This is a genomic window from Roseateles violae, assembly GCF_030410485.1.
Lineage (GTDB): Bacteria > Pseudomonadota > Gammaproteobacteria > Burkholderiales > Burkholderiaceae_C > Roseateles_D > Roseateles_D violae.
The window spans coordinates 40,047-53,380 of sequence record NZ_JAUHHC010000003.1 but is presented as its reverse complement, the minus strand read 5'-3'; the positions used below and the strand labels follow the sequence as shown (position 1 = coordinate 53,380).

The 13,334-nt window shown below is 67.6% G+C and carries 13 protein-coding genes; 8 read left to right on the top strand and 5 right to left on the bottom strand.

The window, feature by feature from the left end; all coding sequences use genetic code 11:
• Window positions 1-68 precede the first annotated feature (68 nt).
• Window positions 69-842, top strand: coding sequence for a ZIP family metal transporter (locus QWJ38_RS10560; RefSeq protein ID WP_290359045.1), 774 nt, complete (start codon window positions 69-71; stop codon window positions 840-842).
• A gap of 18 nt (window positions 843-860) precedes the next feature.
• Here the strand turns inward: QWJ38_RS10560 and QWJ38_RS10555 are convergent, their stop codons facing one another.
• The 4 genes from QWJ38_RS10555 to QWJ38_RS10540 form a co-directional block, all read right to left on the bottom strand.
• The gene (locus QWJ38_RS10555) at window positions 861-1,295 is read right to left on the bottom strand and encodes a universal stress protein (protein WP_290359044.1); all 435 of its coding nucleotides are present in this window, start codon (window positions 1,293-1,295) and stop codon (window positions 861-863) included.
• 64 nt (window positions 1,296-1,359) lie between these two features.
• Window positions 1,360-2,205: a sulfurtransferase gene (locus QWJ38_RS10550; RefSeq protein WP_290359784.1), complete on the bottom strand. Its 846-nt coding sequence runs from the start codon at window positions 2,203-2,205 to the stop codon at window positions 1,360-1,362.
• A gap of 17 nt (window positions 2,206-2,222) precedes the next feature.
• On the bottom strand, window positions 2,223-3,134 hold the full coding sequence (locus QWJ38_RS10545; RefSeq protein WP_290359043.1) for a DMT family transporter: 912 nt from the start codon (window positions 3,132-3,134) through the stop codon (window positions 2,223-2,225).
• Window positions 3,135-3,208: 74 nt separating this feature from the next.
• Window positions 3,209-4,327 (bottom strand): aromatic ring-hydroxylating oxygenase subunit alpha, encoded by a 1,119-nt coding sequence (locus QWJ38_RS10540; RefSeq protein ID WP_290359042.1) that lies wholly within the window; start codon window positions 4,325-4,327, stop codon window positions 3,209-3,211.
• A 283-nt stretch (window positions 4,328-4,610) separates the two neighbouring features.
• Between QWJ38_RS10540 and QWJ38_RS10535 the strand changes: the two genes are divergently transcribed.
• The 4 genes from QWJ38_RS10535 (at window position 4,611) to folE2 (ending at window position 8,566) form a co-directional block, all read left to right on the top strand.
• A complete protein-coding gene (locus tag QWJ38_RS10535) occupies window positions 4,611-4,865 on the top strand; it encodes an exodeoxyribonuclease VII small subunit (RefSeq protein ID WP_290359041.1) in 255 nt (84 codons plus the stop codon).
• On the top strand, window positions 4,850-5,755 hold the full coding sequence (locus QWJ38_RS10530) for a polyprenyl synthetase family protein (RefSeq protein WP_290359040.1): 906 nt from the start codon (window positions 4,850-4,852) through the stop codon (window positions 5,753-5,755). The genes QWJ38_RS10535 and QWJ38_RS10530 overlap by 16 nt, the downstream gene beginning before the upstream one ends.
• Before the next feature lie 3 nt (window positions 5,756-5,758).
• Window positions 5,759-7,693, top strand: coding sequence for a 1-deoxy-D-xylulose-5-phosphate synthase (gene dxs, locus QWJ38_RS10525; protein ID WP_290359039.1), 1,935 nt, complete (start codon window positions 5,759-5,761; stop codon window positions 7,691-7,693).
• Window positions 7,694-7,771: 78 nt separating this feature from the next.
• Entirely contained in the window at window positions 7,772-8,566 is a 795-nt protein-coding gene (gene folE2, locus QWJ38_RS10520) for a GTP cyclohydrolase FolE2 (protein WP_290359038.1), read from the top strand.
• Here the strand turns inward: folE2 and QWJ38_RS10515 are convergent.
• A complete protein-coding gene (locus QWJ38_RS10515; protein ID WP_290359037.1) occupies window positions 8,563-9,471 on the bottom strand; it encodes a LysR family transcriptional regulator in 909 nt (302 codons plus the stop codon). The genes folE2 and QWJ38_RS10515 overlap by 4 nt on opposite strands.
• A gap of 104 nt (window positions 9,472-9,575) precedes the next feature.
• On the opposite strand from QWJ38_RS10515, the gene lysA reads away from it, so the two are divergent.
• The 3 genes from lysA (at window position 9,576) to ahpF (ending at window position 13,219) form a co-directional block, all read left to right on the top strand.
• Window positions 9,576-10,811, top strand: coding sequence for a diaminopimelate decarboxylase (gene lysA, locus QWJ38_RS10510; RefSeq protein WP_290359036.1), 1,236 nt, complete (start codon window positions 9,576-9,578; stop codon window positions 10,809-10,811).
• Between the two features lie 141 nt (window positions 10,812-10,952).
• Complete coding sequence (ahpC, locus tag QWJ38_RS10505) at window positions 10,953-11,516, top strand: alkyl hydroperoxide reductase subunit C (protein WP_290359035.1); 564 nt, start codon at window positions 10,953-10,955, stop codon at window positions 11,514-11,516.
• Window positions 11,517-11,665: 149 nt separating this feature from the next.
• Window positions 11,666-13,219, top strand: a complete 1,554-nt coding sequence (ahpF, locus tag QWJ38_RS10500) for an alkyl hydroperoxide reductase subunit F (protein ID WP_290359034.1) — start codon at window positions 11,666-11,668, stop codon at window positions 13,217-13,219.
• The last annotated feature ends 115 nt before the right edge of the window (window positions 13,220-13,334 follow it).

Here is a 13,334-nt window from a genome sequence, read left to right as displayed (position 1 = left end):
AAGAATAGATAGAAAGAATGACTGGACGAACCGCGCCGCCTCCCGGCGCGGTTTGTTTTTGGACTGACATGACCCTGCTCTATATCGTGCTGGCCACCCTGATCGGCGGCCTGCTGTCGGTGCTGATCGCCGCCAGCCTGACCGTGGCCCTGCTGGGCCGCGTGGTCAAACATCTGGTGAGCCTGTCGACCGGCGTGCTCCTGGGCACGGCGCTGCTGCATGTGCTGCCCGAGGCCTTCGAGGGCGGCGCCAGTCCGCATGCGCTGTTCATGACCCTGCTGGGCGGCCTGCTGTTCTTCTTCCTGCTCGAGAAGGCCGAGCTGTACCGCCACACCCATCACCACGAGGGCGACGGCCACCACCACCATCACCACTTCGACGAGGAACAGGCCGGCCGCGGCGGCTTCTCGGTGCTGGTCGGCGACTCGATCCACAACTTCTGCGACGGCATCATCATCGCCGCCGCCTTTCTGGCCGATCCGCGCCTGGGCCTGGTGACCTCGCTGGCCATCATCGCGCACGAGATCCCGCAGGAAGTCGGCGACTACATCGTGCTCCTGAACGCCGGCTTCTCGCGCGCCAAGGCCCTGCTCTTCAATGCGCTGTCGGGCCTGGCGGCGGTGGCCGGCGGCGTGCTCGGCTACTTCGTCGTCGGCCCCTGGGAGGGGCTGTTCCCCTATCTGCTGGTTGCCGCCTCCAGCAGCTTCATCTATGTCGCCGTGGCCGACCTGATCCCGCAGCTGCAGCGCCGCCTGCCGCTGCGCGAGACGGCGATGCAACTGGCCTGGTTGGGCCTGGGCCTGAGCCTGGTGACGCTGGTGCGCCTGGCCGCCGGGCACTGAGGACCGGCCGAGCCGGGCTCACCTCACGATCAGGACCGGGATCGTGCAGTGGGTCAGCACCTTCTGCGTCTCGCTGCCCAAGAGCAGGGCCGAGACGCCGCGGCGGCCGTGCGAGGCCATCACCAGCAGATCGCACTGGTTGTTGTTGGCGTGCTCGATGATCGCCTCCCAGGCATGCAGGGCCTCGACCGTGTGGGCCGAGCAGGGCACGCCGGCCTCGGCGGCGGTGGCGACGACCTCCTTGACGCGCGCGCCGGCAATGCGTTCCTGCGCATCGAAGAACTCCTGCGGCGGCGTCGGCTGCATCTCCGACACGGCACTGTAGGGGAAGGGCTCCTTGACGCTCAGCGTGTAGAGCTGGGCGCCGTGGACGCGGGCCATGCCGATGGCGGCGTTGACCGCCTTGGCCGTGATGTCGGAACCGTCGGTGGGAACCAGAATGCGCTTGAACATGGCAGACCTCCTGGTGGAGTGAGCAGGGGACCGGTGTTACAGCGGCTCCATCTTCGCCATTCGTCTAGCCTTTCGCAACCGGGCGGCGCGGATCGCCGGACCACTCGCTCCAGGAGCCCGGGTAGAGCAGCGAGCCGGCCAGGCCGGCATGCTCCATGGCCAGCAGGTTGTGGCAGGCGGTCACGCCGGACCCGCATTGATGCACGACCTGCGAGCCGGCGAACGGTGCCAGCAGGGGCTCGAACTCGGCGCGCAGCTGCGCCGCCGGCTTGAAGAAGCCGCGCTCGTCCAGATTGTTCTTGAACAGCCGGTTGCTGGCGCCCGGGATGTGGCCGGCCTGCTGGTCCAGCGGCTCGACCTCGCCGCGGAAGCGCTCCGGCGCGCGCGCGTCGATCAGGCGCAGCCGGCCCAGCTGTGCCAGCAGCTGATCGGCCTCGATGCTGCCGACCAGCGGCTCGCCGGGGCGGAAGTCGCCGGGCGCCGGCGTGGCGGGCAGTTCGCGGCTCAGCGGGCCGGTCCAGGCGGCCTTGCCGCCATCGAGCACGGCGACCGCCGCATGGCCCAGCCAGCGCAACATCCACCACAGCCGCGCCGCATACATGCCGCCCTGGGCGTCGTAGGCAACGACCTGGGTGTTGGTGCTCAGCCCCAGCCCGGCCATCGTGGCCGCGAAGGCCGCGCGCTCGGGCAGCGGGTGGCGGCCGCGGAAGGCGCCGTCGGGGCCGCTCTTGGGGCCGCAGAGATCGCGGTCCAGGTGCAGGTAATGGGCGCCGGGCAGATGACCCTCGGCATAGGCGCGCTCGCCGGCCGCGCTGTCGGCGAGGTCGAAGCCGCAGTCGATCAGCAATAGCGGCGCGCGGGTGGCGATCAGCTGCTGCAGTGCGGCGGCGTCGATCAGCGTGGTTTTCATCATGGGGGCTCATCCAATCAGGGTTCGGTCGTCGAATGTTGCTGGCTGTCCTTCGGCGTCGTGCTGGCGCGCAGCAGCGTCGCTGCCAGGCCGGCGGTGATGATCAGGGCCATGCCGCCCAGGGCCCAGCCGGTCACCGGGTCGCGGAACAGCGCGACGCCGTAGACAAAGGAGAACACGATGCCCAGGTACTGCAGGCAGGCATTGACCAGGGTCTTGCCCTGGCCATAGGCACGCGTCATCAGCAGTTGGGCGATCGTGGCCAGAAGGCCGACGGCCAGCAGCAGGGCGATGCCCTTCAGCGTATGGCCATGCGGGCTGCCCTGCTCGCTGAGGCGCAGGGCCAGCGTGCTCAGCGCGCCGGCCGTCACGCCGCCGACCGAGAAGTAGAAGACGATGCGGTATTCGGGCTCGCCGGCACGGCCCAGGGCCGTCACTTGCAGATAGGCCAGCGCGGCCAGCATGCCGGACAGGAGGCCGGCCAGACCATGCCAGGCCTGCTGCTGATCGATGGTCGGGCGCAAGACCAGGGCGACGCCGGCGAAGCCCAGTAGCACGGCGGCGACCAGGCGGCCGTCGATGCGCGCGCTGCCCATGATCACGGCGCCGCCCATCAGGAACAGCGCCATCCAGACCGAACTCATGTAGTTCAAGGTCATCGCCGTCGCAAGCGGCAGTTTGCCGATCGCATAGAACCACAGCGACAGCGAGATCACGCCGGACAGGCTGCGCCAGAAATGCATCGCCGGCACGGCGGTGCGCAGCGTCTGGCCGCGCACGAGACACAGCGTGCCCAGCATCGCCATGCCGACCAGGCCGCGGTACATGACGATCTCGCCGGCGTCGTAAAGCTCGGAAGCCAGCTTGACGCAGACCCCCATCGTGGCGAACAGAAAAGTGGCGGCGATCATCAGCAGCGAGGCAGGCATCACTGCATTGTCACCGCCCCGGGCCGAGCGCCGTCCCCTTGGGGGACCGACCGCCGTGTCCGGCGGTCGAGGGGCTAAGGCAACGCCACCTCGCGGCGATACCACTCGTGGAAATGCTGCATGCCGTCTTCCATCGGGCTCTGGTAGGGGCCGACCTCGTTGTCGCCGCGCTCCAGCAGCGCGCGGCGGCCGAGGTCCATGCGCTCGGCGATCTCGTCGTCTTCGACGCAGGTCTCCATATAGGCGGCCTGGTGCGCCTCGACGAAGTCGCGCTCGAAGGCGGCGATTTCCTCGGGGTAGTAGAACTCGACGATATTGGTCGTCTGTTGCGGGCCCTTGGGGAACAGGGTCGAGACGACCAGCACATGCGGGTACCACTCGACCATGATGTGCGGGTAATAGGTCAGCCAGATCGCGCCCTGCTCGGGCGGGGCGCCGTCGCGGAAGCGCAGCAGCTGCTCGTGCCAGCGCCGGTACACGGCCGAGCCGGGCTTGGCCAGCTCCTTGTGCACGCCCACCGTCTGCACCGAATGGTGGCGGCCGAATTCCCAGCTGAGGTCCTCGCAGGTGACGAACTGGCCCAGGCCCGGGTGGAAGGGGCCGACGTGGTAGTCCTCCAGATAGACCTCGATGAAGGTCTTCCAGTTGTAGTTGCACTCGTGCACCTGGACCTTATCCAGCACATAGCCGTCGAAGCTCAACTCGGCGCGCGGGCCCAGCCGCGCCAGCTCGGCGGCGACGTCGTGGCCGTTGTCCTCGAACAGCAGGCCGTTCCATTGCTGCAGCTTGTAACGGTTCAGGTTCAGGCAGGGGTCCTGCTCGAAATGCGGGGCGCCGACCAGCTCGCCCTTCAGGTCATAGGTCCAGCGGTGCAGCGGGCAGACGATATGGCTGCGCGAGGCGCCGACCTGGCCGCGACCGCGCAGCATCAGCGCCTGGCGATGCCGGCAGACATTGGAGATCAGCTCGATGCCCTGCGGCGTGCGCACCAGCGCGCGGCCCTCGCCCTCCTGGGGCAGCGCGTAGTAGTCGCCGACCTCGGGCACGGCCAGCGCATGGCCGAGATAGCGCGGGCCGCGCTGGAAGATCTGCGCCTGTTCGCGACGGAACAGGTCCTCATCGAAGTAGGAACTGACGGGCAGCTGGGTCTGGCTGCGTTCGAGGGCTGAGAGAGTGATGCTCAGGTCGGACATGATCCAAGGGCTCTTTCCAGAAACCAATGTCAACCCCCCGGACCGTTGCTGATGGGCACGAGACCGGGTTTGTGTCAAAAAGCCCGGCAAGGAACGTTCCGGCCGGGCTCGTGGCGGACCCGGCGCAGCACCATCGGATGCGTCGGGCATGAGGGCGGGATTGTACCCAGGTCGCCGTTGCCGGGCCGGCCGCTTGTCAAGACGCCTGTTCCTATTTCCCGTGGCGGCGAGGAAACATCGGGCGCGGACCGGCTGGATACAATTGTCGTTTTCGCGTATGTCGATGAGCAGAACCAGCAGCACCGCCAAGACGGCATCGAAGGATGCCGCAGCCCCAAGCAGCTACGAGCACGCACTCGAAGAGCTGGAGCGTCTTGTCGCGGCCATGGAAGGTCAAAACCTGCCGCTGGATCAGTTACTCGAGAGTTACAGACGCGGGGCAGAACTGCTGGGATTCTGTCGCGACCGTTTGCAGGCCGTAGAACAACAAGTCAAGGTGCTGGACGGCGAAGGGTTGAAACCATGGGAGGCCTCCTGAGCGTGGATTCTGGCGTGTTCGAACAATGGAGGCAGCGCTCGCTCGCTGCTTTTGAGATCGCCCTGGACGGCTTCGTGCCGGCCGGTGCGCCGGCCGGCCTCGGCGAAGCGATGCGCTATGCGGTGCTCGGCGGCGGCAAGCGCCTGCGCCCGCTGCTGGTGCTGGCTGCCTGCGAGGCGGTCCATGGCCACACCGAGGCGGCGATGCGCGCGGCCTGTGCGGTCGAGCTGATCCATGCCTATTCGCTGGTGCACGACGACATGCCCTGCATGGACGACGATGTGCTGCGCCGCGGCAAGCCGACCACCCATGTCGCCTTCGGCGAGGCGGTGGCGATGCTGGCCGGCGATGCGATGCAGGCGCTGGCCTTCGAGGTGCTGACACCGGAGACCGGCGTCGAGCCGGCGCTGCAGGCGCGGCTGTGCGCACTGCTCGCCCGCTCGGCCGGCTATGACGGCATGGCCGGCGGCCAGGCGATCGATCTGGCCAGCGTCGGCAAGCAGCTGGACGAGGCGACCTTGCGCGATATGCACCGCCGCAAGACCGGCGTGCTCTTGCAGGCCAGCGTGCTGATGGGCGCGGCCTGCGGGCCGGCCGATGCGAAGGCGACGGCCGCGCTGTCCGACTACGGCGCGGCCCTGGGCCTGGCCTTCCAGGTCGTCGACGACATCCTCGACGTGACCCAGGACTCGGCCGTGCTCGGCAAGACCGCCGGCAAGGACCAGGATGCCAACAAGCCGACCTACGTCTCGGTGCTGGGCCTGGAGGCGGCCGGCCGCCTGGCCGATCAGCTGCGCGACCAGGCGCACCGCGCGCTGGCCGCCAGCGGCCTGACCGACACCGCCTGGCTGGGTCTGCTGGCCGATATGGTCGTCGAGCGCAATAGCTGAGGCATGGCCGCGATGAGCTACCCCCTGCTGGAAAAAATCAACAGCCCGGCCGATCTGCGCCGGCTGCCGCGCACCGAGCTGGTCAAGTTGGCCGGCGAGCTGCGCGCCTATGTGCTGGACAGCGTCTCCAAGACCGGCGGCCATCTGGGCTCCAACCTCGGCACGGTCGAGCTGACCGTCGCGCTGCACTATGTGTTCAACACGCCGCACGACCGCCTGGTCTGGGACGTGGGCCACCAGACCTATCCGCACAAGGTGCTGACCGGCCGGCGCGAGCAGATGTCGAGCCTGCGCCAGCTGGGCGGCATCAGCGGCTTCCCGCGCCGCGACGAGAGCGAGTACGACACTTTCGGCACCGGCCATTCCTCGACCTCGATCTCGGCCGCCCATGGCATGGCGATGGCCGCCAAGATCAAGGGCGAGGACCGCAAGGCGGTCGCCATCATCGGCGACGGCTCGATGACGGCCGGCATGGCCTTCGAGGCGCTGAACAATGCCGGCGTCTCGCATGGCGGCCTGCTCGGCGACGTGCTGGTGATCCTGAACGACAACGACATGTCGATCAGCCCGCCGGTCGGCGCGCTGAACAAGTACCTGGCCCGGCTGATGAGCGGCAAGTTTTACGCGACGGCGCGCGAGAGCGCCAAGTCGGTGCTGAAGAACACGCCGCTGTACGAGGTGGCGCGCCGCTTCGAGGAGCATGCCAAGGGCATGGTCGTGCCGGGCACGATCTTCGAGGAGTTCGGCTTCAACTACGTCGGCCCGATCGACGGCCACGATCTCGAATCGCTGATCCCGACCCTGGAGAACCTGCGCGGCAAGAAGGGCCCGCAGTTCCTGCACATCGTCACCAAGAAGGGCGCCGGCTACAAGCTGGCCGAGGCGGACCCGGTCAAATACCACGCGGCCTCGGGCAAGTTCGACCCGGCGATCGGCTTCGTTAAGCCGGCGACGCCGCCGAAGACGACCTTCACCCAGATCTTCGGCGAATGGCTGTGCGACATGGCCGAGCAGGACCAGCGCCTGGTCGGCATCACGCCGGCGATGCGCGAAGGCTCGGGCATGGTCGAGTTCCACAAGCGCTTCCCGACCCGCTATCACGATGTCGGCATTGCCGAGCAGCATTCGGTCACCTTTGCCGCCGGCCTGGCCTGCGAGGGCCTGAAGCCGGTCGTCGCGATCTACTCGACCTTTCTGCAGCGCGCCTACGACCAGATGGTCCACGATGTGGCGATCCAGAACTTGGCCGTCGTGTTCGCGCTCGACCGCGCCGGCCTGGTCGGCGCCGATGGCGCGACCCATGCCGGCAATTACGACATCGCCTACACGCGCTGCATCCCGAATATGGCGATCCTGACGCCGGCCGACGAGAACGAGTGCCGCCAGGCCCTGTTCACCGCCTTCCGCCACGAGGGCCCGGTGACGGTGCGCTACCCGCGCGGCGCCGGCGCCGGCGTCGCGGTGGAAAAGCAGATGACGGCCCAGCCCTGGGGCAAGGGCGAGATCCGTCGCGAGGCCGGCAAGAACGGCGGCAATCGCGGCAGCGGTCCCCGCATCGCCATCCTGGCCTTCGGCACCGTGCTCTATCCGGCGCTGGAGGCGGCCGATCGGCTCGACGCAACGGTGGCGAATATGCGCTTCGTCAAGCCGCTCGATCATGAGCTGGTCGCCGAGCTGGCGCGCAGCCATGACGCGCTGGTGACGGTCGAGGAGGGCTGCGTGATGGGCGGCGCCGGTTCGGCCGTGCTCGAGTCGCTGCAGGCCGCCGGCCTGAACGTGCCCGTCCTGGTGCTGGGCCTGCCCGACGAATTCGTCGAGCATGGCGACCCGGCCAAGCTGATGGCGCTGTGCGGGCTCGACGCCGCCGGCATCGAGCAAAGCATTCTCAAGCGCTTCGGCGCGCGCCCCTCGCTGGTGAGGCCCGCCGCCAACCAGTGAGGCGATGAAGCCCTTGCGCGGGCAAGGCCGTGGCAATGCTGTCATGCTCGCGCCGAAGAAGAATCATTTCCGTCCCGCATGAACCAAGTCACCAGCGCCCTGCATATCCCCGACACCCAGAGCGAGCGCGACGAGCGCCACCTCGTGATCCAGCGTGTCGGCGTCAAGGATGTGCGTTATCCGCTGCAGGTGCAGGTCGGCAAGGCGGCCCAGCCGACGGTCGGTCTGTGGACCCTGGACGTCGCGCTGCCGGCCGAGAAGAAGGGCACGCATATGTCGCGCTTCGTCGCCTGGCTCGATGCGCTGAAGGCGCCGCTGGACGCGAAGAGCCTGCGCGAGCTGCACGGCCAGATGCTGACGAAGCTGGAGGCCGTCGAGGGCCGCATCGAGGTGCGCTTCTCCTTCTTCATCCGCAAGCGCGCGCCGGTCTCGGGCATCGAATCGATGCTGGACTACCAGGGCGCGCTGATCTCGGAGACCCGCGCCGGCCGGACCTCGGTCTGGGCCGAGGTGGCCGTGCCGGTGAAGAGCCTGTGCCCCTGCTCGAAGGAGATCTCCGACTACGGCGCCCACAACCAGCGCTCGCTGGTGACGATACGTGCCGAATTGCCGGACGCTGAACTCGGCTGGCTGGAACTGGTGCGCTTCGCCGAGGAAAGCGCCTCCAGCGAGATCTGGCCCCTGCTCAAGCGCAGCGACGAGAAGTGGATTACCGAGAAGGCCTACGAGAACCCGAAGTTCGTCGAGGATCTGGTGCGCGACGTGGCGCTGCGGCTGAATGCCGAGCCGCGGATCGGGCGCTATACGGTGGATGTCGAGAACTTCGAATCCATACACAACCACTCGGCCTACGCGCGCATCGAGCGCAACTAAGCGGCGAGCCGGCTCTCGATCGCCGCGACCTCGTCGCGCAGACAGCCCAGGAACTCCGCGGCCAGCGGCTGTCCCGGCCGATGCTCCGGCCGCAAGACGCTGACCCTGAACGGCACCGAGACCGAGAAGCGCCGCCACTGCAGCCGCTCGCCGGCGCAGGCCAGCGCCGTCAGCGGGTTGACGATGGCCAGGCCCAGCCCCTGCTCGACCATCGCGCAGACGGCCTGCGCGCTGTGCGTCTCCACCGTCATCCGACGCCGCACGCCGGCCGCGGCGAACAGCGCATCGAGCTGGGTCCGGTACGGATCTTCGGCAGCCAGGCTGACGAAGCGCTGGTCCTCGAAATCGGCCGGCTCCAGCACCGTCTTGTCCAGCAGCGCATGGCCGGCCGGCAGCACGCAGACCTCATCCAGGCTTAGCAGCGGCTCCATCGCCGTGCCCGGCGCCGCCGTGCTGCCCTCGGTCAGGCCCAGATCGAAGCGCTGGGCGCTCATCCATTCCTCCAGCAGCGGCGATTCCTGTGGCGTCACGCTCAGGCTGGCGCCCGAATGGCGCGCGACGAAGGCGGCGGAGGCGGCCGGCAGGAGCGCATGGGCCAGGGCCGGCAAGCTGAGGATGGACAGACGCTCGCCTTCCGCGCGGCCCAACTCGCCGGCGCGGGCGATGACGCGCTCCAGGCCCTGGAAGGAGCGCTGCACCTCGTCGAACAGGGCCAGCGCGCGAGCGGTCGCCTTCAGCCGACCACGCTGGCGCTCGAACAGGGCGTAGCCCAGCAACTGCTCCAAGCGCGCCAGCTCGCGGCTGATCGTCGGCTGGGAGGTATGCAGGAGGTCGGCGGCGCCGGTCACCGCGCCGGCGGTCATGACGGCGCGAAAAACCTCGATATGGCGGTGGCTGATGCTCATCGATCAAACCATATCAGGATTGAATCGACTTTCAAACTCAAAGCATTTGATTGAATGAATGAGGGCGGGCATGCTGTGCGCAGTCCAAGATCCAGGAGTTCCAGATGGCCAATCCCTTCAGCCCCGCCCGCCTGCAAGCGCTGGCCCAAACCTTCGGCAGCCCGCTCTGGGTCTATGACGCGGCGACGATCCGCGCGCGCATCGCGGCGCTGAAGTCCTTCGACACCATCCGCTTTGCCCAGAAGGCCTGCTCGAACACCCATATCCTGCGGCTGATGCGCGAGCAGGGCGTCCAGGTCGACGCCGTTTCGCGCGGCGAGATTCTGCGTGCGCTGGCGGCCGGCTACCGGGCCGGCGCCGACGGCGAGATCGTCTTCACCGCCGATCTGCTCGACCGCGAGACTCTGGCCACCGTCGTCGAGCACCGGGTGCCGGTCAATGCCGGCTCCATCGACATGCTGGGCCAGCTAGGCGCCGTGAGTCCGGGCCATCCGGTCTGGCTGCGCATCAACCCCGGCTTCGGTCATGGCCACAGCAACAAGACCAATACCGGCGGCGAGCACAGCAAGCATGGCATCTGGCACAGCGATCTGGGCGCTGCGCTCGATGCGATCGCCCGCCACGGCCTCAAGCTGGTCGGCCTGCACATGCACATCGGCTCGGGCGTCGACTACGGGCATCTGAGCCAGGTCTGCGGCGCGATGGTGCACCTGGTGCGCCAGGCCAAGGCGGCCGGCCACGATCTGCACGCGATCTCGGCCGGCGGCGGCCTCTCCATCCCCTACCGCGAAGGCGATCCGTCGATCGACGCCGCTCATTACTTCGGCCTCTGGGACATGGCGCGCCAGGAGGCGCAGAGCATCCTCGGCCACGCGCTGGCGCTGGAGATCGAGCCGGGTCGCTATCTGGTCGCCGAATCCGGGGTGCTGCTGAGCGAGGTGCGTGCAACCAAGCAGGCCGGCGCCAATCATTTCGTGCTGGTCGATGCCGGCTTCAACGAGCTGATGCGCCCGGCCATGTACGGCAGCTTCCATGCGATGAGCGTGATCGCCGCCGACGGGCGGCAGCTCGAACCGCGCGCCTCCGTCGTCGCCGGCCCCCTGTGCGAGTCGGGCGACGTATTCACCCAGGAGGACGGCGGCGTCGTCGTGCCGCGCGAACTGGGCGAGGCCCGGGTCGGCGACCTGCTGGTGATCCACGACACCGGTGCCTATGGCGCCTCGATGTCCAGCAACTACAACAGCCGGCCGCTGATCGCCGAAGTGCTGGTCGACGGCGAGGCCGAGCGCCTGATCCGCCGGCGCCAGACGGTGGAGGAATTGCTGGCCTTGGAAGCCTGAGCTTTATTGCTATCGCACAATGCGAAATCAATAGAAGTGCTCAATAGTCAGCGCCAATGGTGGTCATTTGATTAACCAAAACTAAGGGAGCGTGCATGCCGATATCATTCATGCCATCCCTTAAACCAACTGGTAATCACCATGTCGCTGATCAATACCCAAGTCCAGCCCTTCAAGACCGAGGCCTTCCACAACGGCAAGTTCATCACCGTCACCGAAGAGTCGCTGAAGGGCAAGTGGTCCGTGCTGATCTTCATGCCGGCCGCCTTCACCTTCAACTGCCCGACCGAGGTCGAGGACGCCGCCGACCACTACGCCGAGTTCCAGAAGGCCGGCGCCGAGGTCTATATCGTCACGACCGACACGCATTTCTCGCACAAGGTCTGGCACGAGACCTCGCCGGCCGTCGGCAAGGCCAAGTTCCCGCTGGTCGGCGACCCGACCCACAAGCTGACCAATGCCTTCGGCGTGCACATTCCCGAGGAAGGTCTGGCCCTGCGCGGTACCTTCGTGATCAATCCGGACGGCATCATCAAGACGGCCGAGATCCACTCGAACGAGATCGCCCGCGACGTCAAGGAAACGCTGCGCAAGCTGAAGGCTGCCCAGTACACCGCCGCCAACCCGGGCCAGGTCTGCCCGGCCAAGTGGAACGAAGGCGCCAATACCATCGCCCCTTCGCTGGACCTGGTCGGCAAGATCTGAGTTCATCGATGAAGACGAATGCTGCGAGCCCGGGAGGGCTTGCAGCTTCCCGCAGAGAGCCGCGCAAGCGTCTCTGAGAGCGCCTCGTCCGACGGGGCGTTCCCGGAGAGGCTGGCACCGCCACGCCTGAACGAACAAGGAGCAGCACCATGTTGGACGACACCCTCAAATCCCAGCTCAAGGCCTATCTCGAGCGCGTCACCCAGCCCTTCGAGGTCGAAGCCTCGCTGGACGACTCGGCCTCCTCGCGGGAGTTGCTGGGCCTGCTGCAGGACATCGCCGCGATGTCCGACAAGATCAGCCTGAAGACCGGCGGCCAGGACGCCCGCAAGCCCTCGTTCAGCCTGAAGCGCCTGGGCACGGATCAGAGCCTGCGCTTTGCCGCGATTCCCTTGGGCCACGAGTTCACCTCGCTGGTGCTGGCCCTGCTGTGGACCGGCGGTCACCCGCCCAAGGTCGAGCCCGAGGTGATCGAGCAGATCAAGGCCCTGGACGGCGACTACGCCTTCGAGGTCTATATGAGCCTGTCCTGCCACAACTGCCCGGACGTCGTGCAGGCGCTGTCGCTGATGTCGGTGCTCAACGCCAAGGTCAAGACCGTCGTCATCGACGGCGGCCTGTTCCAGGACGAGGTCAATGCCCGCGAGATCATGGCCGTGCCCAGCATCTGGCTGAACGGTGCACCGTTCGGCTCGGGCCGGATGACGGTCGAGGAGATCGTCGCCAAGCTCGACAGCGGCGCGGCCGACAAGGACGCCGCCAAGCTCTCGGCCAAGCAGGCCTTCGACGTACTGGTCGTCGGCGGCGGCCCCGCCGGCGCGGCCGCGGCCGTCTATGCGGCGCGCAAGGGCATCCGCACCGGCATCGCCGCCGAGCGCTTCGGCGGCCAGGTCAACGACACCCTGGCGATCGAGAACTACATCTCGGTGCTGGAGACCGACGGTCCCAAGTTCGCGACCAGCCTGGAGGCCCATGTGAAGGCCTATGGCGTCGATGTGATGAATCTGCAGCGCGGCGACAAGCTGATCCCGGCCGCCGAGCCGGGCGGCCTGGTCGAGGTGCAGCTGGCCAACGGCGGCTCGCTGAAGAGCAAGACCGTGATCCTGACGACCGGCGCGCGCTGGCGCAATGTCAATGTGCCGGGCGAGCAGGAGTACAAGAACAAGGGCGTCGCCTACTGCCCGCACTGCGATGGCCCGCTGTTCAAGGGCAAGCGGGTGGCGGTGATCGGCGGCGGCAATTCCGGCGTCGAGGCGGCCATCGACCTGGCCGGCATCGTCGCCCATGTGACCCTGCTGGAGTACGGCGATCAGCTGCGCGCCGACGCCGTGCTGGTCAAAAAGCTGGAGAGCCTGGCCAATGTGACCATCCTCAAGCAGGCGCAGACGACCCAGTTCACCGGTGCCAGCGGCAAGCTGAACGGCCTGAGCTATACCGACCGGGCCAGCGGCGAGGCCAAGCACATCGAGCTCGAAGGCGTGTTCGTGCAGATCGGCCTGGTGCCCAATACCGAATGGCTGAAGGGCGTGGTCGAGCTGAGCAAGCATGGCGAGATCATCGTCGACGCCAAGGGCCAGACCTCGGTGCCCGGCGTGTTCGCCGCCGGCGACGCGACCACCGTGCCCTTCAAGCAGATCATCATCGCCGCCGGCGAAGGGGCCAAGGCCGCGCTGGGCGCCTTCGATCATCTGATGCGCAGCTGATCCGGGCAGCTGGCTGCGCCTTGCAGCGCCGAATCGCGGCGCTGAAGGGCGCCGCGTCCTTCAGACTTGGGGGGGACGGCAGATTTCGGCACCGCGGCGGCGCCGGGCGGCTTAT

Bases quoted from the DNA above. Each gene is read 5' to 3' on its own strand.
- QWJ38_RS10560 (WP_290359045.1), top strand. From the start codon at position 69: ATGACCCTGCTCTATATCGTGCTGGCCACCCTGATCGGCGGCCTGCTG.
- QWJ38_RS10555 (WP_290359044.1), bottom strand. From the start codon at position 1,295: ATGTTCAAGCGCATTCTGGTTCCCACCGACGGTTCCGACATCACGGCC.
- QWJ38_RS10550 (WP_290359784.1), bottom strand. From the start codon at position 2,205: ATGAAAACCACGCTGATCGACGCCGCCGCACTGCAGCAGCTGATCGCC.
- QWJ38_RS10545 (WP_290359043.1), bottom strand. From the start codon at position 3,134: ATGCCTGCCTCGCTGCTGATGATCGCCGCCACTTTTCTGTTCGCCACG.
- QWJ38_RS10540 (WP_290359042.1), bottom strand. From the start codon at position 4,327: ATGTCCGACCTGAGCATCACTCTCTCAGCCCTCGAACGCAGCCAGACC.
- QWJ38_RS10535 (WP_290359041.1), top strand. From the start codon at position 4,611: ATGAGCAGAACCAGCAGCACCGCCAAGACGGCATCGAAGGATGCCGCA.
- QWJ38_RS10530 (WP_290359040.1), top strand. From the start codon at position 4,850: ATGGGAGGCCTCCTGAGCGTGGATTCTGGCGTGTTCGAACAATGGAGG.
- dxs (WP_290359039.1), top strand. From the start codon at position 5,759: ATGGCCGCGATGAGCTACCCCCTGCTGGAAAAAATCAACAGCCCGGCC.
- folE2 (WP_290359038.1), top strand. From the start codon at position 7,772: ATGAACCAAGTCACCAGCGCCCTGCATATCCCCGACACCCAGAGCGAG.
- QWJ38_RS10515 (WP_290359037.1), bottom strand. From the start codon at position 9,471: ATGAGCATCAGCCACCGCCATATCGAGGTTTTTCGCGCCGTCATGACC.
- lysA (WP_290359036.1), top strand. From the start codon at position 9,576: ATGGCCAATCCCTTCAGCCCCGCCCGCCTGCAAGCGCTGGCCCAAACC.
- ahpC (WP_290359035.1), top strand. From the start codon at position 10,953: ATGTCGCTGATCAATACCCAAGTCCAGCCCTTCAAGACCGAGGCCTTC.
- ahpF (WP_290359034.1), top strand. From the start codon at position 11,666: ATGTTGGACGACACCCTCAAATCCCAGCTCAAGGCCTATCTCGAGCGC.